This window comes from Nocardia sp. CDC519 (genome assembly GCF_059509835.1).
In genome coordinates, this window is sequence record NZ_CM183377.1 from 4,142,878 (window position 1) to 4,164,991 (window position 22,114).

At 63.5% G+C, this 22,114-nt stretch carries 20 protein-coding genes and 1 pseudogene; 9 read left to right on the forward strand and 12 right to left on the reverse strand.

Translation table 11 applies throughout. The annotated features are described in order from the left end of the window. Window positions 1-51 precede the first annotated feature (51 nt). From AC5W7N_RS18595 to AC5W7N_RS18610, 4 genes are all read left to right on the forward strand, one after another. Entirely contained in the window at window positions 52-2,211 is a 2,160-nt protein-coding gene (locus AC5W7N_RS18595; protein ID WP_163814780.1) for an MMPL family transporter, read from the forward strand. Between the two features lie 72 nt (window positions 2,212-2,283). Further along, complete coding sequence (locus AC5W7N_RS18600; protein ID WP_014349829.1) at window positions 2,284-2,553, forward strand: metal-sensitive transcriptional regulator; 270 nt, start codon at window positions 2,284-2,286, stop codon at window positions 2,551-2,553. A gap of 51 nt (window positions 2,554-2,604) precedes the next feature. Further along, window positions 2,605-2,856, forward strand: a complete 252-nt coding sequence (locus AC5W7N_RS18605) for a YgaP family membrane protein (RefSeq protein ID WP_014349828.1) — start codon at window positions 2,605-2,607, stop codon at window positions 2,854-2,856. Window positions 2,857-2,904: 48 nt separating this feature from the next. Further along, entirely contained in the window at window positions 2,905-3,324 is a 420-nt protein-coding gene (locus AC5W7N_RS18610) for a DUF302 domain-containing protein (protein ID WP_014349827.1), read from the forward strand. Window positions 3,325-3,561: 237 nt separating this feature from the next. Here the strand turns inward: AC5W7N_RS18610 and AC5W7N_RS18615 are convergent, their stop codons facing one another. From AC5W7N_RS18615 to AC5W7N_RS18625, 3 genes are read right to left on the reverse strand one after another with little or no spacing between them, the layout of a single operon-like run. Beyond that, window positions 3,562-4,104 (reverse strand): PaaI family thioesterase, encoded by a 543-nt coding sequence (locus AC5W7N_RS18615; RefSeq protein WP_014349826.1) that lies wholly within the window; start codon window positions 4,102-4,104, stop codon window positions 3,562-3,564. 25 nt (window positions 4,105-4,129) lie between these two features. Continuing rightward, window positions 4,130-4,579 (reverse strand): universal stress protein, encoded by a 450-nt coding sequence (locus AC5W7N_RS18620; RefSeq protein ID WP_014349825.1) that lies wholly within the window; start codon window positions 4,577-4,579, stop codon window positions 4,130-4,132. 29 nt (window positions 4,580-4,608) lie between these two features. Then, entirely contained in the window at window positions 4,609-6,114 is a 1,506-nt protein-coding gene (locus tag AC5W7N_RS18625; RefSeq protein WP_048833996.1) for an MFS transporter, read from the reverse strand. A 188-nt stretch (window positions 6,115-6,302) separates the two neighbouring features. Between AC5W7N_RS18625 and AC5W7N_RS18630 the strand changes: the two genes are divergently transcribed. Beyond that, the gene (locus tag AC5W7N_RS18630; protein WP_014349823.1) at window positions 6,303-6,983 is read left to right on the forward strand and encodes a TetR/AcrR family transcriptional regulator; all 681 of its coding nucleotides are present in this window, start codon (window positions 6,303-6,305) and stop codon (window positions 6,981-6,983) included. 485 nt (window positions 6,984-7,468) lie between these two features. On the opposite strand, the gene AC5W7N_RS18635 is transcribed toward AC5W7N_RS18630, so the two are convergent. Genes AC5W7N_RS18635 through AC5W7N_RS18645 form a run of 3 tightly spaced genes read right to left on the reverse strand, consistent with a single transcriptional unit; the run spans window position 7,469 to window position 10,250 of the window. Further along, entirely contained in the window at window positions 7,469-8,509 is a 1,041-nt protein-coding gene (locus AC5W7N_RS18635; protein ID WP_014349822.1) for a BtrH N-terminal domain-containing protein, read from the reverse strand. Then, window positions 8,503-9,681, reverse strand: a complete 1,179-nt coding sequence (locus AC5W7N_RS18640; RefSeq protein WP_178128353.1) for a cytochrome P450 — start codon at window positions 9,679-9,681, stop codon at window positions 8,503-8,505. Before AC5W7N_RS18640 ends, AC5W7N_RS18635 begins: the two co-directional genes overlap by 7 nt. A 38-nt stretch (window positions 9,682-9,719) precedes the next feature. Beyond that, window positions 9,720-10,250 (reverse strand): PaaI family thioesterase, encoded by a 531-nt coding sequence (locus AC5W7N_RS18645; protein ID WP_048833156.1) that lies wholly within the window; start codon window positions 10,248-10,250, stop codon window positions 9,720-9,722. 220 nt (window positions 10,251-10,470) lie between these two features. Here AC5W7N_RS18645 and AC5W7N_RS18650 point away from each other — a divergent pair, with 220 nt between their 5' ends. After that, a complete protein-coding gene (locus AC5W7N_RS18650) occupies window positions 10,471-11,127 on the forward strand; it encodes a TetR/AcrR family transcriptional regulator (RefSeq protein WP_171048474.1) in 657 nt (218 codons plus the stop codon). Window positions 11,128-11,597: 470 nt separating this feature from the next. Here AC5W7N_RS18650 and AC5W7N_RS18655 read toward each other — a convergent pair whose 3' ends face one another. The 5 genes from AC5W7N_RS18655 to AC5W7N_RS18675 all read right to left on the reverse strand — a co-directional run bounded on the left by AC5W7N_RS18655 (window position 11,598) and on the right by AC5W7N_RS18675 (window position 17,162). Continuing rightward, entirely contained in the window at window positions 11,598-12,341 is a 744-nt protein-coding gene (locus AC5W7N_RS18655) for a TetR/AcrR family transcriptional regulator (RefSeq protein ID WP_495921939.1), read from the reverse strand. Window positions 12,342-12,447: 106 nt separating this feature from the next. After that, window positions 12,448-13,479: a ferredoxin--NADP reductase gene (locus AC5W7N_RS18660; RefSeq protein WP_014349817.1), complete on the reverse strand. Its 1,032-nt coding sequence runs from the start codon at window positions 13,477-13,479 to the stop codon at window positions 12,448-12,450. Between the two features lie 45 nt (window positions 13,480-13,524). Further along, complete coding sequence (locus tag AC5W7N_RS18665) at window positions 13,525-14,382, reverse strand: SDR family NAD(P)-dependent oxidoreductase (RefSeq protein WP_014349816.1); 858 nt, start codon at window positions 14,380-14,382, stop codon at window positions 13,525-13,527. After that, entirely contained in the window at window positions 14,379-15,860 is a 1,482-nt protein-coding gene (locus AC5W7N_RS18670; RefSeq protein ID WP_228781083.1) for a flavin-containing monooxygenase, read from the reverse strand. The genes AC5W7N_RS18665 and AC5W7N_RS18670 overlap by 4 nt, the downstream gene beginning before the upstream one ends. A 315-nt stretch (window positions 15,861-16,175) precedes the next feature. Beyond that, complete coding sequence (locus tag AC5W7N_RS18675) at window positions 16,176-17,162, reverse strand: AurF N-oxygenase family protein (RefSeq protein WP_014349814.1); 987 nt, start codon at window positions 17,160-17,162, stop codon at window positions 16,176-16,178. Between the two features lie 256 nt (window positions 17,163-17,418). On the opposite strand from AC5W7N_RS18675, the gene AC5W7N_RS18680 reads away from it, so the two are divergent. The 3 genes and pseudogenes from AC5W7N_RS18680 to AC5W7N_RS18690 form a co-directional block, all read left to right on the forward strand. After that, complete coding sequence (locus tag AC5W7N_RS18680; protein WP_014349813.1) at window positions 17,419-17,754, forward strand: DUF4873 domain-containing protein; 336 nt, start codon at window positions 17,419-17,421, stop codon at window positions 17,752-17,754. Between the two features lie 53 nt (window positions 17,755-17,807). Beyond that, window positions 17,808-19,445 carry an MFS transporter gene (locus tag AC5W7N_RS18685; RefSeq protein WP_495921940.1) on the forward strand — a complete coding sequence of 546 codons (1,638 nt, stop codon included), beginning with the start codon at window positions 17,808-17,810 and terminating at the stop codon, window positions 19,443-19,445. Window positions 19,446-19,627: 182 nt separating this feature from the next. Next, window positions 19,628-20,689, forward strand: a pseudogene (locus AC5W7N_RS18690) (integrase core domain-containing protein); the annotation flags it as partial. A gap of 527 nt (window positions 20,690-21,216) precedes the next feature. On the opposite strand, the gene AC5W7N_RS18695 reads toward AC5W7N_RS18690, so the two are convergent. After that, window positions 21,217-22,050 (reverse strand): alpha/beta fold hydrolase, encoded by an 834-nt coding sequence (locus AC5W7N_RS18695; protein ID WP_165448791.1) that lies wholly within the window; start codon window positions 22,048-22,050, stop codon window positions 21,217-21,219. Window positions 22,051-22,114: the final 64 nt, after the last annotated feature.

The following is a 22,114-nucleotide window of genomic DNA, read 5'->3' on the forward strand; positions in this document are numbered from 1 at the left end:
TGGTCGGACTCGACATTCAATATACCCCATGGGGTATCAAAGGAGGGTCGGATGACCGAAACGAAGCTCGATACCGCCCCGGCGAAACCACCCCGCACGACTTCCGGGCCAGGAATGCTGGGTCGGTGGGGCGCGTTCATGGCCGGGCGCACCCGGGCAGTGATCGGGATATGGCTGCTGGTGCTGATCGCACTGGGCGCGGCCGCGCCGAGTGTGTTCACCTCCCTGGCCGGGGCCGGGTGGCAGGCCAACGGCTCGGAATCGGTCCGCGCCCGAGAACTCGCCCAGCAGCATTTCGGCGGTAACTCCTCGGCCGCGGTGCAGGTGGTGATCCATTCCGACACCGCCACCATCGGCGACCCGTCGATGGCACGGGTGGTCGAGCAGGTCACGGCGGTCTTCGCCGGGGACGAGCGGATTGGGCAGGTGATCGCCCCGCAACCGGGGTTCACGATCAGCCCTGATGGACACACCGGCATCGTGATCGCGGGCGCCAATGCCTCCACCGATGACATGGTCAAAGCCGTCGACGAGCACAAAGCCGCGTTGACCGCGCTGTCCGAAGACGGGATCGAGGTGTATCCGACCGGGGCGTCGGCGTTGTGGAGCGATTTCAACGCCGCCAACCACGACGCGATGATCCAGGCCGAGATGCTGTCGTGGCCGGTCACCCTGGCGATCATGGTGCTGGCGTTCGGGTCGCTGGTCGCGGCCGGGCTGCCGCTGCTGCTGACCCTGGCCGGGCTGGTCGCCTCCGCGGGGGGGCTGGTGCTGCTGAACCAGATCACCCCGATTTCGGTGTGGGCGATGAACTTCGCCATGATGTTCGCCCTGGCCCTGGGCATCGACTACGCGCTGTTCCTGGTCGCGCGCTTCCGCGATGCGCTGGCCCGCAGCGGCGATGCCCGCGCTGCGGTCGCCGAAACAATGGACACCGCCGGCAAAGCCGTCCTGCTTTCAGGGCTGACGGTGCTGGTGAGCTTGTCGGCGGTGCTGATCGTGCCCGCTCCCGCCGTGCGGACCATGGCGGTCGGGATCATGCTGGCGGTGGTGTTCGTGCTGGCCGCGACCCTGACCCTGTTGCCCGCCGTCCTCGGCGCGCTCGGCGCCAAGGTCAACGCCGCCGCGCTGCCGTATGCGCGTCGCCAGCAGCATCGCTCGCCGGTGTTCGCGCGTTGGGGCCAGATCCTGCACAAGCATCCGTGGCCCTTGGCCGCGGCGGCGCTGGCCATCCTGATCGGGCTGGCCGCACCGGTGTTCGGGCTCAAGACCGCGATGCCCTCGATCGCGGTCGTGCCCGCCGACGCGCCGGTGCGCCAAGGCTATGAACTGATCGCCGGCCAGATGGGTCCCGGCGCCCCGGGCATGCTCTCGATCATCACCCCCGCCGCCGACGCGCAGGCCACCGCAGCCATCGCGCGCGCCAGCGACGGCATCGTCATGCTCACCCCGCCCCAGTCCGCCGCCGACGGCGCTGATCTGGTGATGATGCAGGCCATGCCCGCGGTCGATCCCTCCGCACCGCAGATGGCGGGAATCCTCGACCAGCTGCGCGCCGACCTGCCCGCCGACGCGGTGGTCGGTGGCGCGGCGGCAGAAAACCTCGACCTGCAACAAACCCTCGACGACTATCTGCCGATCGTGGTGGGCATCATCTTGGTGCTCGGATTCGTGTTGTTGCTGATCGCGTTGCAGGCCCCGCTCATCGCGGCTCTGGGCACCCTGGTCAGCCTGCTCTCGACCGCGGCCGCGTTCGGCGTGGCCAAACTGATCTTCCAGGACGGGCACGGCGCCGAACTGCTCGGCTTCACCCCACAGGGGTTCCTCGACGGGTGGGGGCCGGTGTTCTTCTTCGCGATGATCTTCGCCATCGCCATGGACTACACAGTGTTCCTGCTGGCCACCGCCAAAGAACACTACGAACGCACCGGCGACCCCCACGCCGCGCACGTCGACGGGCTCGCACACTCGGGGCGGGTCATCTTCGCCGCCGCGGCGGTCATGGTGGCGGTGTTCTTCACCTTCGCCCTGGCCGACCCGCTCCCGCCCAAGGAGATGGGCATCATCCTGGGTGTCGCGGTCCTGCTCGACGCGATCCTGGTGCGGCTGGTGCTGTTGCCGGTCATGCTGCGCCTGACCGGGCACGCCGCCTGGTGGAGCCCGGCGTGGCTGACCCGGGTGCTGCCCACCATCAGCTTCGCTCACCACTGACGTGCGCAAACCCCGCCCGAAATACCCCGTAGGGTATTCTGGGGGGTACGGCACGAGAACGGAGACACCACCATGGTCGGCGACGAGAACAGCATCGCACCGGTACTGAACCGGCTGCGTCGCGCACACGGACAGCTCGCGGGCGTGATCGCGATGATCGAGCAGGGACGCGACTGCAAAGACGTCGTCACCCAGCTCGCGGCGGTCTCACGTGCCCTGGACCGGGCCGGATTCAAGATCGTCGCCACCGGACTACGCGAATGCCTGGCCGGACAACCCGGCGAAGGCGCCGACCCGATGACCGTCGAGGAACTGGAAAAACTGTTCCTCGCCCTGGCCTGACCCCCACCCGCCCCGGTCCTGGACACGGACCCGGGCAAGGAGGAAGCACACATGACGCTGCCCACGCGACCGCGCACCTGGACCATCGACCGAGTGGTGCCGCTGCTGGCGGGAACGCTGATCCTGCTCAGCGCCGCCCTGGCCGCGACACTCTCACCGTGGTGGCTGGTACTGACCGCCCTGGTCGGGGCCAACCTGCTGCTCTACAGCGCGCTCGGCTGGTGCCCGGCCAGCCTGCTCATGGCCCGCCTCGGCCTGCCCGCCGGCACCGCGACCTGCACGGCCCCGCTCCCGCACAACTGACCACCGCCACACCCCACGCGTCACCGAACCGAGAAAGCGAGTCCGCACATGACCGACACCGGTACCGACCTGGGACTGTCCACCACCGTGACCGCCAGCTTCGCCGATGCCGTCGACGCCGCCAAGCGCGCGCTGGCCGAACAGGGCTTCGGCGTGCTCACCGAGATCGACATGCAGGCCACCCTGAAAGCCAAACTCGGCCACGACATGGAGGACTACCGCATCCTGGGCGCCTGCAACCCGCCCCTAGCCCACCGCGCGGTCGAGATCGACCGCCAGATCGGACTGCTGCTGCCCTGCAACGTCGTCGTGCGCCGCTCACCCGACAACGACACCGACATCATCATCGAGGCGATGAACCCCCAACTGATGGTGCAACTCACCGGCCAACCCGCGCTGGCACCGATCGCCGCCGACGCCGCGGCCAGGTTGCAGGCAGCCATCGACTCCCTGCACCATAGGCCCTGACCCCGCGCCAGCGCAGCGGCCAGCCGTAATGGGCATTGCCCGAACGCGGCGACTATCGCCAGGTTCTGCAGGAGCAGCTTGCCGAACGGGGTCATCCAAGCCGTCGGCTGCCTGGACCGCGCAACGCGTCACGCACGGGCAGGGTCGGTGAGGGTCTCGCTTTCGCATGTTTTGCGCGACGAACCGGTCGATCTCGATGTTCTGCTGGCCGAACTGCTTCCCGAACAGAGCTGGGCGTTATCGGTGTGCGGGGGTGGTGTGTTGTGGGTTCAGGAAGTGGTCGATGTCGACGATGAGGAACAGGGCGGTGGCGGTGGTGACCACGTGGGCGTGGTCGTTTTCGATGGTGGCTTGGAGGTGGAGTTTGCGGCCGTCGCGGGCGTGGATGTGGGCGCGCAGGGTGTAGGGGGTGTCGAGCAGGACGGGGGCGAGGTAGTCGATAGCGAGGTGGCGGGTGACGGCGAGTTCTCCCACGCTGTAGAGCAGGAATCCGAACAGGTCGTCGAGGACGGTGGCGACCGCGCCGCCGTGGGCGATCGCGGGGGCGCCGACGTGGCGGGCGTCGAAGCGGTGGTGGGCGTGGACACCGTGTGCGTCGCGGCGGGGGCGCAGGTGGTGGCCGTGTGGGTTGGCCGGTCCGCAGCCGAGGCAGTGGTCGTGGTGGGGCGGGAGGTCGGCGGAGTCGGGTGCGACCACTGGAAAGGCAGGGATCCAGTTCTCGCTCCCGAAGGTTTCGGATCCGGGTTCGTGTGTGCCGGTGCTGGGTGTGTCCTCGGTCATGGGCGCTTTCTGCGGGGATGTGTGGCTACGGGGTGGTGGTGAAGAGGATGTCGCAGTGGGCTTTGCGGGCGAGCTCGATCGGTGGGGTGGTCAGCAGCCTTGCCAGCAGCGGTGGCCGGTGGGGGTCGGCGGTGACGATGAGGTCGGCGCCGGTGGCGGCGGCCAGGTGCAGCAGCGCGTGTGGGGTGGGTTGGTCCAGGATGTGAGTTTCGATGTTGGTGGCGCCGTGGCTGATCGCGTGCTGGTGGGCGGTCCGCAGGATGGCGTCGGTGGGAGTGGTGCCGCGTAGCTGGTAGGCGTCGGGTCCGAGCCGGTCGAGGTCGGCCCCGAGATCACGTTCGTCGATGTCGTGGCGGGCGCAGATGATCAGGAGCCGGGCGTGGGTGGCGTGGGCGAGTTCGGCGGCGTGGTCGACCACATGGTAGGAGCGGTCGGATCCGTCGGTGTCGACGATGATCGTGCGATAGGCCGTCATGACGGGCGTCTTTCACGAGAAGGGGTATCTCAGGGGGATGGGGTGGACGGGTGCGGGCGTGGTGTTCGGAATCGGCGGGTGGTGGGGCCCGGGGCGAGGAATGCCAGCACGATCGCCCCGATCGTGGTGAGGGCGGCCAGAGTGAGCGCGGCCTGGCCGCTGCCGCGCACGAACGCGGCCTTGGCGAACTCGGCCAACGGCGCGGCTACCGGTCCTGCCTGGTCGGCGACCTGTAGAGCCGCGGCCAGGGAATCGGCGACCGGGCCGCGGGCGGGCTCAGGCAGCCGGGACAGCGCGGGCGCGATGTGGTGGGTGTAGCCGGCGGCCAGCACGCTGCCGGCCACGGCGATCCCGATCGCGGCCCCGATCTCGCGGGCGGCGTCGTTGACCGCGGCAGCGACCCCGTGTTTGGCCTCGGGGGTGTCGGCGACGATGGCATAGGTCGCTGGGGCGGTACACAATCCCAGGCCCGCGCTCATGATCAGCAGCGGCCACAGCAGATCGAGGTAGTGCGCGGCCAGGGTCAACCTGCTCACCAGGACCAGCCCGGCGGCGATGGTGAGCAGGCCGACCACAGTCATCACCCGCAACCCGACCAGGCTCGACAGCCACGGCGCGATCACCGAGATCGCGACCAGCGGCACCACCATCGGCGCCAGCGCCAGCGCCGAGGCCAGCGGCCCGTAACCGAAGATCAACTGCAGGTACTGCACCAGCAGCAGGAACACCCCGAAGGTGACCAGGAACTGGATGGTCACCGACAGCGACCCGGCACCGAAGCCCCGGCGGGTGAACAACCGCACATCCAGCAGCGGCGCCGCCGAGCGCAGCTCGACGACCACGAACGCCACCGCCGCGGCCACACCGATCCCGGCGGTGGCGGCGACGAGCGGGTCGGCCCAGCCGCGCGCGGGGACCTCGACCGCGGCGAACACGATCGCCGCGACCGCCACCGCGACCGCGCCCGCGCCCACCCAGTCCACCGGCGGATGCTCGCGCTGGCGGGACTCGGCGATGGTGCACGCCAACCCCGCCAGCACTGCCCCGGCCACGGTCAACCCGACGAACACCGATAGCCACGACCACCGCTCGAGCAGGAGCCCGGCACCGAGGATGCCCAGCACTGCCCCGGACCCGGCGACCCCGGCCCACACTCCCACCGCCCGGCCACGATGAGCAGGAGGGAAGCTCGCGGTCAGGATCGACAGTGTCGAGGGCATCACCAGCGCCGCGCCCGCCCCGGCCAGCGCGCGCGCCGCGATCAACCAGGCCGGGTCGGACAGCAGTAGCGGCAGCGCCGAGGCAGCTGCGAATACCGCCAGTCCCGCGACCAGCACCGCGCGGCGCCCGTAGCGGTCGCCGATGGCTCCGGCGGGCAGCACCAGACAGGCCAGCACCAGGGTGTAGCCGTCGACGATCCAGGTCAGCTGGGCTTGGGTGGCCCCGGTCGCGACCGCGATCTGCGGCAACGCCGAATACAGTGCCGCCATCGCCGCGACGACCAGCGCCACCGCCAGGCACGACACCGTCAGCATCCACCACTGGGCCCTGGTCCAGCGGGCGATCTCGACCGTGTCCGTTCCGGGTCTGGTCACCGGCACCTCCCAACGTTAAAGACTACCAGTCTCGGTGCGAGACCGTCAGTATCATAATGGTCGGGGTGTGGGATGATGTCCACACATTCGCACGATTTGAACGACACGAACCGGAGGAGCGCGCGGCCATGACCGACCGGGATCCCGCAGTGACCGACCCGCTCACCACCGCCGAGGAGCAGGCCGATCCGCGGCTGGCGCGCTCACGCAACCGGTTGCTCGACGCGGCCACCCATCTGCTGTCGACCGGTGGTGTCGAAGCGGTCACCGTCGAGGCGGTCACCCGCGTGTCGAAAGTCGCTCGCGCCACCCTCTACCGGCATTTCGGCAGCACCACCCAGCTGCTCGCGGCGACTTTCGAACGATTGCTTCCCCAGGTCGACGCACCGACCGGCACCGGGCCCGTGCGTGAGCAGCTCCTGGCGCTGCTCACCACCCAGGCCGACCTCATCGAACAAGCCCCGGTACAGATGACCACCCTGGCCTGGCTGGCGATGGGATCTATCGGCGAGGACCACCCCGACCCGGCCGCCGTCACCTCACTACGCGCCCGCGTCATCGAGCAATACCGCCACCCGTTCGACCAGATACTCACCAGCCCCGACGCCCGCGCGATGCTCGGCGAGCTCGACACCACCTTCGCCATCATCGAACTCCTCGGCCCGATCGTGTTCGCCCGCCTCACCGGACTACGCACCATCGACCACGACGACTGCGCCCGACTCGTCGACAACTTCCTCACCGCCCACCGAAAGTGCCCGGCCGAAAACGGGCCGTCCGGCAGTGAGGGTGTTCGAGCGCCTTCCTGACCTGCGCATCACTGAGCAGCCACTGCCACACCAACTTTGCGAATGCCGAGCCCAAAGCAATCGACCGGCCCCGAGCACCGTCGCAGTGCGGACGCTTTCACACAGGCGACCCCGCCGCTGACGTGGCCGGGTTCAAAGGCGGCGGCGTCCATGGGTATCGGCGTCCAAATGCCCGACACGACCAGGCGCGCAAGCGCAGTGGTCGCGACGACCGTGATGGTTTCCAGCCGTGTCTCCCAGCGGACGCGACTGTCCCGGTCGGTGCAGGATTTTGCGCCCTATTATGCCTGTCGCTCTGCTATATCGCGCGGGTCCAGAGCGGATTGGTCGGTGACATCGACCAGGAGCTGGGAGTTCATCGCTTCAATGGTGACGTCGTCGGCCCGGTCCCGGGCCACCGCCTGGGGCTACCCCATCCCCCACAGGCGCACTTCACCACCGGTCTCGAAGCCGTAGCGGATGTACCTGTCTGCAGACAAGCTGGTTCAGAGTGAGTTGGCGGCGGCGGCGAGAAGATCTGCCAAGGTTTCCTCCAACTCTGGCAGCACGGCGGCATGCCGGGCTACCTGAACCGAGCGTCGCGATGGGGTTTCATCGGAGACGGCGATATGGGCGAGCCTCGTCCAAGACTGTGCGGCCAGCCGTGCTGCGCGTGCGGCCGCGTGAACCTTCGGATTGCGCGTGTAATCGGCGAGATCGACGCACCCTTGAGCGATGAGGCGTCGAAACAGACCGCCTCCGGTACCCGCTTTTTCGATGAAGGCAGCGAGTGACCTGAGCACAGCCTCGAGGTCTTCGTCTCCGAAGATGTCGGGCCAACGGGAGACGTCTTCAGCGAAGCGGCGAACGCCGTCGAGCCCGGTGCCGGAGACACCGTTCGAGGCCGGCGCGGCAATCGAACTGGGGCCCCCATGTTTCAGGGTTGCCGCCGATTGTTCGAGCGCTGCGGCAGCCATGGACGGGAGGTCAGGCACGTCGGAGGGCCAATCGACTATGTACGTGGCGTGGCGTGTGGGTGTCGGGAACCCCGTGGAGGCTCGTGCCCGTGCCAATGCGTCATACGACACCGTCTGGATCTCATCGCGGTCGTTGTCGACGATATACGCCTCGCGAGCCTCGTCATCATAGCCGACGATAACGATGTCGTGGCGGCTCATGCGCAGTCGTACCCGCAGGTATGGGAGTTCAGCGATGTCGGCCCAGACCATGACGGGCCGTCCGGAGTCCAGTTCGGTCCTCACCCATTTCCAACCGAGGTCGGGATCCTCGGTCTGACGTAGTTCGGTCTTCGCACCGAGGCGCCTCAACAGGTCGACCTCCAAATCCCCACCACGCCCCACCAGGTATATCGGAGGATTGATCGCATCGGCGCGCAGGTAAGCGAAATCGAGTGCGCCGCCGAGTGTGAACACGAGTCCTTCGCTCAGCTCGCCGTCCCAGCCAAGCCCGGCCCAGGACATAAGATCGCGCAACGCACCCGAACCACAATGGCCGCCCTTCAGGTGCGGGTAAGGCTGGATCAGCATCCGGTGACCACCTTCAGACTCGACAGCCCGCGAAAGGACAACCCCGTACGCCAGCGAGGTTGTTCGACGAGCCTAAGACCGGGAAAACGCGCCGTGAGGAGTGGGAACAGTACGGCTCCTTCGAGCCGCGCCAACGGCGCGCCAAGACAAAAGTGAATGCCGGCACCGAACGATAGCGGCGGGGTCCCGGTTCGGGTGATATCGAGGCTATCGGGGTCGCAGAATCGGTCCGGGTCTCGGTTGGCCGCCCCGAGCAAGGTCAATACAACCTGGCCAGGATCCAGGTCGACTCCTGCCACCCGTGTTGGCTCGAGCACCGTGCGCCCATTGGTCTGGACCGGCGAGTCGTAACGCAACAATTCTTCGACGGCGTTGCTCGCCAGATCGGGCCTGGCCCGCAATAGGTCCATTTGGCTGGGATGGGCGAGCAGTGCAGCAACGCCGTTACCGATGAGGTTTGTGGTGGTTTCGAACCCTGCCGCGAACAACAGTATCGCGGTGCCAACGCATTCGTCGTCGTCCAAGACGTCGTCGCCATGCGCCACGGCGAGACGGCTGAGCAGGTCGTCGTCCGGGTGGGCGCGTTTGGCCGCCAGGAGGTCTGTGAAGTACGTTGCGAGTTGGTCTTCCGCTTCACACGCGGCAGTCAGCGCCGCGGCGTCCGCGCTGGGCTCGAGCGAGGCGACCAGGGCGCGTACCAGAGGAGCGGCCACGGCTCGATCGGTCACTGGCACTCCAAGAAGATCGCCTATTACATTCACGGGCAGCGGGAGGGCGAGATCGCTGATGATATCGGCGGAACCCTGGTCCTCGATGACATCGATCAGATCACGGATCTGCGTGACAACGCGGCCTCGCAACTCGTCGATGTGCCGAGGGGTGAAAACGTCAGCGACCAGCCGACGCAGCCGGTGGTGGTCAGGCGGGTTGCGGAACAGCATGGTGCGCCGGAATCGATGCATAGCCTGACGTTGCAACTCTTCGGGAATCTCCGACAAGCCGAATCCCAGCGACTCGTCGGCCTTGCCGAGGCTACGGTTACGGAGCGCAGCTGCGCAGTCGTCGTAGCGACTCAGTACCAGGACCCCCGATCGCGTGACAAGCACGGGCTGAGTCTCGCGCAAGCGTCGGAACGCCTCGTAGGGGCCGGCTGAGCCGTGATCGGTCAGCAAGACGTCGAGGAGTAGTTCCCTCTCAGTTGGTCCAGCAGTCACGCCTGCCTCCGAGCCTTCGCCCGCGACTGCAGGAAGTGTTCGGCCTCGACCACGATGAACACGGCGGTTGCCGTAGTGACCGAGCGCCCTTCTAGATCCTCCATCCTGGCCGCGAGATTCAACTTACGGCCATGCCGCGACCGTACCTCGGCGTGCAGCGTGTAGGGGGTATCGAGCAGTACCGGGGCGAGATAATCCATGTCGAGATTCCGGGTCACGGCGAGTTCGCCGACCGTGTACAGCAAGAAGCCGAACAGGTCGTCGATGACGGTCGCCACCGCGCCACCGTGCGCGATCCCCGGCGCTCCGACATGACGCTGGTCGAAAAGATGGTGAGCAACGACGCCGCCCTCGCAACGCCGCACCGATAGGGAATGTCCGTGCGGGTTGGCCGGCCCACAACCAAGACAGTCGGGATGGTGCGGCGGCAACTCTGGCGATCCGGATTCCAGGAGCCGGAACGAGCGCACCCAGTCCTCCACGCCTGGGTCAGACAACCTACTGACCGCATCCGAAGCCTTGTCCATGGCCAGACCTCTCTGTCGACTAACGCGCGCCCAACATCAGACTCGAGCAGGACCGCGATACAACTACATTGGAGACAATCAGAACCATTTTGTCAACAATTGATCAGATCTCCGCTGCTTGTCGCGCATAGCTCGCGATCAAGCAACGCGCGGACATGACGAAGTGTCCGGGAGTTTGTCCACTCATGAACAAAACCCACGTTCTGTTACCATCCGAGGGGTGGTGGAAGAATCGGTGAGGCTGTCGTTCAGGCGACACCTCCGCGAGGCAGCAATCCGCGCCGCCCGCGCCCTGACGGTCGAGAAGGGCTGGGAACGTGTACGATTCGGCGAGGTAGCCGGTCTGATCGGAGTATCACGCGCCACGCTGTATCGAGAGTTCGGCGACAAGCAAGGGCTTGGAGATGCACTCGTTCTGCACGAAGCGGAGCAATTCCTGACCGGGATCGAGGATTTGCTTGCTTCCAACCGCAGCGCGTTGCCTGAATCGATCCGAGCGATAGTTCGCTACACGCTCGACGAGGCTGCAACCAGCCCCTTACTCAAAGCCGTCCTGACTACACCCGGTAGCGGCCCGCGCGATGAAACCGGCGTCCTCCCCCTGTTGACAACCTCTGCCTCCATGCTTCAACTCGCGTCCGAGCGACTGGTCACCGCGTTCCTCCACCACTACCCCACCATCGACGCCAATGACGTGGCCGACGCAGTCGATGCGCTCATTCGATTGACGATCAGCCATCTCGTACTACCGGCCAGCGACAGCGCCGAAACGGCACGCCGGATCTCCGAGATTGCCCTACGTTATCTCGGGGTGGGCTCTGCGGGTCTCAGACCAGATGCCTCAGCTGCATGCCACAACGCGGTACCGAGCCATTGAAGCAGCGGTATCCTCGTTTCCCTTGATTCCACAGCAGCTGGTTCAACGACAAGTAGGCGGCGACGTTCTCGAAACGTAGCTCGGACTCGGCCGGAGGAACGTCGAGCGCGAAGTGGTCGCCAGCGGTTGCGGGCGGTCTGAACCAAGTTCGCGTCGGATCCATCGATTCGGGTCCGCAGGTTCGCACGAAAGCAATCCCGAAAAATGACACATGAGCTGTCATGCACAAGCCGGGCAAGCCCAACCAGCTGCTGCGTTGGGTAGAGCAGCACCGACGACGCTGACGCACCGAGCAATCGATGCGGACCAGGCCGATCGGCGGTCGTCCCGCCCACCGGCGATGGCGCGACAACGGCATTGCTCACGGGTCTTTTGCCCCGCGGGGATGCAATCCGGCAGTGTCACCGCGCTATGGCAGATAAGCTCATCCCGCGTCGTCTTCGACCGGCGTTTGGCTCGAATTCGCTCAGCTAAGCCTCGATCAGTCCAATATTCTCAATCCGCAAAGTCGAATCCGGGTCTATCCGGATTCCACGAGCTCGCGCCGAGGAATCGATAATCCCCCAAATGATTGCGCTGAGATGCTCGACGAAAGCCTTTATCGGCATAGCCGAGGTCGGATCGGATTGCGAGTTTATCCACCAATCCGTCGCGGAGAGGCTCGCCCCTACGATCGACTGCACCACCAAGTCTATGCCCGACGTGTCAGCCCCAGCGGTGTCCAAAACCGTGACGAAATGACCCGCAATGAAACCTGCCAGTTCACGTGCGTTCTCAAGAGCTGGATCCGATCCCGATGAATTGTCGCTAAAATGACTACGAACGAGAAACTGGAAGACGTTCTTGTGCTCGTCGACCAGCTGCGCGTATTGCTCGACGAGCTGATTCATCACACTTCGAATCGGATCGGATCCGAAATCAACGGTAGCAAGCACATTCGACCACATGAGTTCCTTCGCACGTTCGATAACAGCTGCACGAAGGCCCAGTTTGTCCTTGAAGTGGCGATACAGCTTGGGTTTTGTCGCACCCGCCTCCCGAGCGATGTCGTCCATGCTCGCGTCCGGACCGTACTTGCCGAAGGCACGGTACGCTGCGTCGACCAGTTCTGCTCGAACCAGGACCCGGTGCTCTTCCCATCGGCTCGAGCGTGCGTCAATTCGCCGAACCACCGAGCTACCGACCTCCCGAATCCGCTTTTGTGCGCCCGCCATCTGGCCGAGTATACGCTATCGGACAAGTGACCGATATCGCGGGCGGCGATTGCGCGCTGGATCGGGCGAGCATGAACGCCGTTACGGGGCCTGCGCGAACGCATGGTCAGTCGAATGTCACAGTCACCGAATTGGTGGCGGGTACCGACTGGCATGCCAGCCGATCACCTTCCTCGATATCATCATCATCGAGTACCTCGTTTACTCTCATCTCTATATCGCCGTCGATAACCTTGCACACACATGCACCGCATCCGCCTTCCCGGCAGGAATACGGAGGCGAGTACCCCTCGTTCAACAAGACCTCGACGAGGGTCAAATCTTTCGGCCATTCCAGCTCGGCGCGATCACCATCGAGATATACTACTAGACGGGCTTGTTCGTTCGTCATTGATTCCTTGACGTAGTTCTCCACGTCGAAGGGATCGGAGTGCAGAGATTGGAATACTTCTCGGTGTAGGTTCCGGTGCTGCACGCCGGCTTCGCGCGCCGCGTCTACCACCAAATCCATGAACGCCGCCGGCCCACACAAGAAATACATCCGATTTCGGTACTCACGGCAGATTTCAAGGATTGCGCTTCGGTCCGGTAGCCCACGCTCGCTCTCCAGCCACTCGATGAGAGTCAGTCGCTCGGGAAACTGCTTGGCGAGGTAACGGAGGTCTTCACCGAAGATGACGCTCTCGGCATGCTGGTTGGCATAGAAGAGAACGAGATGGCCGCCACCTTCGAGCAGAGCCGACTTGACGATGGATAACACCGGGGTGATTCCGCTACCAGCTGCGAACAGAACCATGTCCGCATCCAGGTCTTTCGGTGTGAAGTGCCCGGTGGGCGGCAGAACGGTTACCTCAGCTCCAACCTTGATGTTGTCGCACAGCCAGTTAGATCCGTACCCGCCCTCCGTGCGTTTCACTGTGACAGCTAGCGAGTCGTCTGCATGCGGGGAACTCGAGAGCGAATAGCATCTGGCCACATATTCCCCGTCGCCGGCTCCGGGAATACGCAACGTAAGAAACTGCCCGGGGTCGTAGGCAAATACGCCCAATTGCTGCTCGGGCACCTCGAACCAAATGGACACCGCATCCGCTGTTTCCTGCACTACACGGGAGACCGTGAGTTCACATGGCATGCTCATCTTCCAGGATATTCCTTCTCTATTATTCCGGCCCGTGGCCCAGATTCAACTGTCGCGCTTGACAAGGCCGTAACGACGGCCGATCGCATAGCCGACACGGGCCAGCGGAGCGTTCAGGTCCTGATACCTCGGCCCCACCGCGCGGGCGACGAAATCGAAACCCAGGGCATCGGGTCCGATAAGGACTCGAGGTTTGTTCCGTCGCACGCCCTTCAGGATCGTTTCGGCGGCGCTTTCCGGAGTGGTGAGCGCTATACGATCGAAACCGGCGACAATCTTCTCCTGATCACCCATCGCGCCGACACCTCGAGCTCCGCGCACAATATTTGTGCGAACACCACCCGGATGCACGCATGTTACGCCCACCGGTAGCCGGTTAATTCGCATCTCCTGGCGCAACGCCTCGGTAAAGCCTCGGACGGCGAATTTGGAAGCATTATATGCGCTCTGACTGGGAATGGCCATCAGTCCGAAGACACTCGACACGTTGACAACATGGCCGTCGCCCGAGTCGATCAGATCCGGAAGAAATAGTTTCGTGCCGTTCACGACTCCCCAGAAATTGATCGACATCAACCATTCGAAGTCGATCCATTGCATATCCAGTATGTCGGCGCCGAGTGCGACCCCGGCATTGTTGATTACCATACTGACCGAACCGAAGTCGCTGAGGACCTGACGACGATATTCCGTGAATGCGCTACGATCGGCCACATCGAGCTGATAGTGCTGGCATTCGACACCCAGCGCGGTACACATGGAGGCGGTTTCGCGGGCCCGTTCGCCGTCGATGTCGGCAATGGCCAGCCGCGCGCCCTCGCCGGCGAGTCGAATTGCAACTGCACGGCCGATTCCTGAACCTGCCCCGGTTACCGAGACGACTCGGTCGCTGAACTCTCTCATCTCGGCAAGCTACCCTTCTTGATCGAATTCGGAAGGAGGTCGCCGCTTTGATCACCTGTCGACTCGCCGACCAACGCGAAATCAGAGTCCGCGACATTGCGGGTACGCCGCCAATACTGCCAGGTGAAACCTGGCCAGACCGTCCGATTGACACCCTGTGCATCGAGGTACCAACTGGTGCACCCCCCGCTGCTCCAGACCCCGTTCACCAATTTCCGCTGGATGTCCGAGTTGAATTCCCGCTGAACGGGTTCACGCACCTCGAGCGCAGCTGCGCCACGTTGCTTCGCGAGCCGAATCGCGCCGATGATGTACCTGATCTGGCATTCGATCATGAATACCACCGAGTTGTGACCGAGCCCGGTGTTGGGGCCGAGCAGGAAGAACAAGTTCGGGAAACCTGCGGTGGTGATGCCGAGATGGGTTTGAATCCCTTCGTCCGACCATACGGAGGAGAGTTCACGACCGGACGCACCCTTGAGCCGGAGGTGGTCGAACCCGTCGGTTACGTGGAAACCGGTGGCATAGATGATCACGTCGACCGGACGCTTGTCACCGGACTGGGATATGATGGCGTCCTCGGTGATCTCGGCGATCCCGTCGGTGATGACGGATGTAGTGGGCCGATTCAGCGCTGGGTAGTAGTCACTGGAACCGAGGATTCTTTTGCACCCGATGCGATACGTGGGGGTGAGCTTCTTGCGCAGCGCGGGATCATCTATTCCCCGCGCTATGTTCCACTTGGCGACACTCTCGAGCGGACGCATGAAATTGATATGTCCGTTCAGTCCTATCGACAGTGACTCCGCTGACCAGTAGATGGCAGTCCGGAGGGCTTTGGCGAGGATCGGCGCCCTCGTGAGCAGGGCTTGGATCACCTTCGGGACCTTGACGTTCCTACGGGGCAGTACCCACGCCGGCGTCCGCTGGTATAGATGCAGTTCGTCGGCTACCTTGGCAATTTCCGGAACGAATTGGATTGCGCTCGCACCCGTCCCGATAACAGCGACCTTCTTGCCATCCAATGTGCAGTCATGATCCCACTGCGCCGAGTGAAATGCTGCACCAGCGAACTTCTTCTGCCCCTTGATCTGGGGGATATTCGGTATATGGAGTGCGCCTACGCCTGAAACCAGGAATCGGGCGACGTACTCGTTGCCGTCGGAGGTCGCAACATGCCACGCGGAATCACTAGGATCCCAGTATCCGGATTGCAAGGCCCGCCCGAAATGCGTGCGGCTATAGAGATCGTACTTGCGTGCGAGACTCAGGAGATACTGCTGAATTTCATCCTGTCCTGCCCACAAGTGACTCCAATCCGGCTTGGGCTCGAAAGAGTACGAGTACATGTGAGAAGGGACATCGCAGGCACAGCCCGGATATGTATTGTCGCGCCAGGTTCCGCCGATTTCGGAATCCTTCTCGATTATCAAGAAGTCATTCATTCCCGATTTCAGCAGTTGAATCGCCATTCCCATGCCGGAGAATCCGCTCCCGACGATGAGGACCTCTGTTGTGTGCACCCTCTCGCTCGCTGCACGACCTCCCGAACCATTGGTCTTTCCCGTGTATTTGGCAGAACGGTTATTACTCATCGATTTCCTCTGAACGTTGGCTCACGTGCGGTACAGGTGGCCACAAATTTTCGATAGCTACTCAGCTACTGCGGATATGTCGGACCGGCGGCAGGACCGAGGAGTTCGCGGGATTCGACGAGTGCCCGCCGCAACATATCACGGCGCGACTTGCGCTCAGCAATATGCGTGGTGCTGTTCACGCCGGTCCGAGTCTGTTCACCGCCGGGCGATATCGTCGGGGAGGCTCCTCGTCAGGCGCCAAAGGAACATCGTGAAGCGACCTTCCATCATTCCTGCCTCATCGAAGAATCGGATCATTGGCTCGGACATGAACTGCAGGTTCTCCCGGTAGTGCGGGCCGAATTGGCAAGCGAGGAACCCCCGCAGAGGATGCACGCCGACAGCACGGTACAGCTTGGGATTGATCAAGATCGGGTAGGACAGGTTCGCGACAACTGCGAGGACGCCGCGGTGCCATGCCCGCGAGATCCGGCCTCGCGACCGCATACCCTCGACAAGCTCGGAGCGCGCGAACGTGATGTGGCGGGCCTCCTCGAGCACGTGAATTTTCATCAACTGCCGGACCTGCGGTTGTAGGCGTTCGTCGTTCATCGCTTCACGCTGTGCCCGATCGAGAATCTCCTCGATCAGCAAGGTCGCGCCCTGGATCGAGGGCCCGAGCGGGACGAAATGCAGGATCTTCGCCAGCGACAGAAACCCTGGCGGAAGCTTGTAGGGCGGGATCCCCGTTTTGGCGATCAGACGCGCGAACATTGTGGAATGGCGGCTCTCGTCGCCAACCTCGGCAAGTGCGTATAGGGCCTTGTTATCGACGAGATCACCCGTCGTGTTCAGCCGTAGCAACGCCATACTCAGCAAATTCTCGGCGTAGATCCCGAAGCTGAGGATGCTCACCAACTCATGTTTGCCCAGGTCGATCTTCTGTTCCTCGGAAAGCCGGTTCCACAGACCGGTGCCGTAGAGGGACAGGCGATGCTCGGGGAACCACGCCTTATCCGGCAACCACGGACTATCCCAGTCGATGTCGACTTCGGCGTCGTAGAACTTCTCTACGGAAGTCTTGAGCAGTCGTCCGGCCGATCGTTGCAGGTCAATGGGTCGCCGACCGCTCACGCGCGCCATACCGTCGGTGGTTACGGCAATCTGCCCGTTGGTCTCGGCCCTGACGTCACTGGTCGTCATCTGTCGCTCCTTTGAGACTCGATCGATGACTCTGCATCGATACATCCAGTCCGGATCAACGTCCGGTGGCAGTAACCCGGTATCCGCTCAAGAGTGCAATACGGGCAGTAGCGGATACTTGGGGTATGAGGTAACTTTGACCCCGGCGGCGCGGCTTGTCAAGGGCCGGCCCCGATCCCGACGCCGGGCTACTTGGCCCCAGTGCCGGGCGATCCGATCGCTGGCGTCGACTATCGACCAAACGGAGGAGTTCACAGTGAAGTCTCAGAGTCCGCACGATGCCTCTGACTACATCGGGCCGGCCACAGTGGTGATCGCAACCGACGACGTCGAGGTGCAAGTCGAACTGCGCGGCTATTTCCAACCCATCGACGGCCGCTTCAGCTGGTACGGGCGCATCCGCCAGAACGACGAACTCGACAATCTGTTAGGGGGACGCCGACGTTCCGTGCTGATCCGGACCAGTACGGGCGAGGCGCCGGCGACCATCGGCGATCGTGACTTCTGGGGCCGCTATCGAGTTCAGGGCAGAGGACGACCGCCCTATCACGTGCCGACGACGCTGGAGGAAGTAGAAGCTACGCAAAGCTGAGCCGTAGGACCTACGCGAATGCCGACGACGCCCCGAGGGACCAGGATACCGACATGATCAGCTTTGGAGACCGGCTTCGCGACCGCAACTCCGCGGCTTGGACGCTGGCCATAACCTGTGCCGCAGTAGCATTGGTTGTTGCGGCCATGGCAGCGCTGTACACCGCTCTGCCTGCCCTTGCGCTCGACATCGGCGCAGATCAAAATGCTCTCACATGGATCGTCGACGGATACACGCTGGTCCTCGCCTGCTTGGTTTTGCCCGCTGGCGCGATCGGCGATCGGTATGGGCGCCGACGCGTTCTAATCGTCGGCCTGGCGGTCTTCGCGGCCGCTTCAGTTGTGCCTGTATTTCTCGATACTCCTGCGGCACTCATTGCCTCCCGGGCCTTGGCGGGCGCAGGAGCAGCTTTCGTCATGCCGGCGACCCTCTCGCTTCTGACAAGCAACCTCCCAGTGGAGAAGCGGTCGTACGCGGTCGGAGTCTGGGCCGGGATCGCCGGCTCGGGTGGCGTGATCGGCATGGTGGGATCCGGTCTGCTTCTTACCCAGTGGTCGTGGCATTCGATCTTCGTCGGTCTGACCGTCGTCGCACTACTACTGCTGGTTCTGGCCTTCACCGTGCCTGATTCACAGGACGCCGAACTCCCGCCGTTCGATCTTTTCGGCATGTTCTGGGTCGTGCTCGCCATCGGCACGTCGGTGTTCGCGGTCATCGAGGGTCCGTCGCGCGGCTGGACGGATGTCCGGGTTCTTGTCGCAGGTGCGGCGGGAGTAATCGGCACCGTGGCATTTATCCTCACCGAGGTGCGTGCCGAGCACCCGCTACTGGACGTGAGCCTGTTCCGCCGCCGGGGCTTCTCAAGCGGCGCGCTATCGATAACCATCCAGTTCCTCGTGACTTTCGGTGTGATGTACCTACTGGTACAGCACTTCCAGCTCATCCTCGGGTTCGATGCCCTCGGCTCGGCGCTGGCGCTGGCGCCGATGGTCGTTCCGCTTATCGTGATGTCACTCGTGTCGCCGGCAATCGCTGCATGGGCGGGATTGCGGGTGACGACAGCGACCGGTCTTCTGACCATCGCCGTCGGCTTACTCGCCATCCTTCGCCTCGACACCGGTTCGTCGTACTTCGACGTTCTCTGGCCCCTGTTGATCATGAGCGCCGGGCTGGGCTTGTCGGCCGCCCCCGCGACCAACGCGATCATGCTCGACACACCGTTGGAGAAGCACGGGGTATCCGCTGCGGTCAACGACGCGACTCGCGAAGTCGGCGCGGCCATCGGCATTGCCGTCTCCGGTAGCATTTTGTCCGCGAGCTATACTTCGAGGATCAACGAGGTGCTGGACCGCCTTCCCGAGCCCGCGCGCGCTCCGGTCCGCAGTTCCCTTGCCGGTGCCCTCGAAGTCGCTGAGCGTGCCGGTAATGTAGGAAGGCCTCTCGCCGACTATGCGAAGGATGCCTTTTGGAGTGGGGTGGAACATTCGGCGCTCGCGCTGGCAGCGATCACCATAGCCGGGGTTCTGATCCTCGTCCCACTTTCCCCTCCACGAAAAGCCGCCGAAAGCGGTATCCGACGGCGCCGCCGACGTCACCTCCCCTGGCCTACACACGCCGCTCGAACCAGTCGATCGGATGCCCACGCCAATGACCGATCGATGGCATCAGTGCGGCGAGCACTCGATCCATAGTCAGTTGCGTTGTCCCCCATGCATCGCATAGCGGCCCGTAGGTCGAATGGGCAGTGTCTGATCATCGAGGATAGGTAGGTTCAAGTGGTGCGCGCTTTGCGAATTCGTCTGACCTGACCCGATGACATTTGGTCCGGCGGCTGTGAGAGCATTGCCGCCCACGTAGTGGGCAGGAACGCTCGATGACTATGGCGACACGAAAAGGGCACACACCTCCACAGGCCGTGCGCAAGCTGAGCAAGGCCGTCCACCTGCTGGGCGAGAATAAGGAAGTCGCCGTCACTGCAGATCACCATGGCCACCTACTAACGGTGGCGCAACCAGTTCGGCGGGCTGAAGGCCGGCGACGGCAAACGGTTGAAGGGCCCCGAACGCGAACACTCCACTCTGAAAAGTCTTCTCGGCGAGGCGAAGCTAGAGAAAGCTGCATTGAACGAGATCGCCAAGGGAACCTTCTAGACCCGGAACGCCGGCGGGCGGCCGTGGCGCACCTGGTGCGGGTGCTCGGGGTCCGCGAAAGGTTCGCCTGCCGGTTACCGGCGAACATCGAAGTACACAACGGCGCGTTCGAACCACCGACACCAACGCACATCCCGATGCGGCTTTGCGTGAATGGCTGCGTGCCTGGACGAAACCCATCCACGGCAAGGATTCCGCCGCGCCTACCACGGCGCCCGCAGCGAGTGCTGGACAGTCAATCACAAGAAAATCCAACGCCTCTGGCGCGACGAGGGATTACGAGGGCCGCTGCGGCGCCGAAACGCCTGGAAACCACCACCACCACCACGACGGAGGCAAAGGCACCCAACCGTGTATGGGCAGTGGACTTCCGATTCGATGCCAGCGACGACGCACGCCCAGTCAAGATCGTCTCCATCGTCGATGAAACACACCCGCGAATGCTTGGGCCGGCTGGTGGAACGATCGATCACCGCCGACGGACTCATCAACGAATCGCTGTCGATCGCAGCTACCCCGCCGCCCTGCGCTGCGGCAACAGACCAATTTCGCGTGCCAGGCGACTGGGCGGCGGAACGGGTCTGCTCAGCGTTCGTCACACTAGCCGACCCTGCCGCAACGGCTACATTGAATGGTTCAGCCGCCGCCGACGCGACGAATGCCCCAACATCAACAGCTTCTGGTCGTTGACCCAAGCCCGCGTCGTGATCAGCGACTGGAAGGAAGAATACAATCACCGCCGAAGAGATTCCGGCCTGGGCTGCAACGCCCCAGCCGGATACGCTACAACCCTGCATCCCCTACAAATGGTTCTCACACGCGGCGGACCGACTACCGGGTCCCGTCACCGCTTAGGATACTCCGACCCGGTCAGCGCAGAACTGGTTGCAGGGCAACCGAAATCATCTCCCGACCGTTGTCCAACCTAAAACCGGGGCGGCGGACCGATGATGGTGACCAGCATGTTCTGTAGCTCGGTACCTGCCGCCGGGCACAACCTTGAACAACAGCTTCGCCGAGACGTTCGACAACAAGGTTGCGAACCCGCGCGCCGGGCCGCAACCGCTGAAACAGCCAGCTGGAACCCGCATTGAAATCGGTGGCTTCAAAGCCAACCACAACTAGCGGCACCGGCAGCCGGCGCTGGACTATACGACATCGGCCCCAGCGCGCTGCGGCTGCACCCACTACCCTGACAGTCATCATCCGGCTGTTGAGAAAGGGCGTTCCGCGGTTCCCGGACCGATATCAAGCTCTGATAGCGAACTATTCGCCTATCGTTACCCTCAGCGTATGACGAATGTTAATGCCGCTATGCGACGGTTGCTTCGCGTATGCGCGCTTCCCGAGTCAATCCGAGGAGATGGACGGCCACCTCACCGCTGCGTTCGTAGGGCAGGTAGTGCCCAGCCTTTTCGAAGATGACCAAATGACTCCCTGGAATACGATGCCGAAGCGCACGCGAGTGATGAACGGGGGTCAGGCGGTCACGAGACCCGACCAGCACGACGACGGGACAGCTGAATCTGCCCAGCACACCGTAACGCTTGTGAGAGAGTATCGAACGGGTCAGCTCCGCGACATTGCGAGAATTGCTCTTCGCGAGCTGCAGCACAGCACGGTTCATATCGTGCCGACGAGGACGCGCTCCGAATAGGATGCCTCGTGTCGACTGCCGCATCAGGAAAAGCGGCCGGGAAGGAATCCTGATATAGGGTAGCGCCTCCAGACCCAGCATTATCAGCCTTCGCAAGAATTTGCTGCGCATCATATTTCCCAGAATATCGCCCGCCCCTGTCGACACCAACGCGACGCCGAGGATTCTCGGTCCGAGCACCTCACTGTGACGTTCAGCCAAGGCCATGAGAGTCATCCCTCCCATCGAATGACCACCCAATACGACCGGACCCGTAGGCACAGTTTCCGAAAGAATAGTCGCAAGATCATCCGCAAGAATCTCGAGGCTGGCCGGAGCCGACTCCGAATCCCCGTGTCCCCGATGGTCGTAGGTAACGACGCGAATAGTCGGGTCCGCAGCGATCACAAGCTGAGCAACGTCCTCCCAACTCTCGTGCGACAACGCGAGTCCATGGGTCAAGACCATCGTCACTCGCGGGGTCTGCGAGCCCCATTCGGTGATCTGCAATGTCGGACCGTCGTCCCGTGTGAGAGCGAGTCGGCGGCAGGGAACACCCGCGCTGGAAATCGAA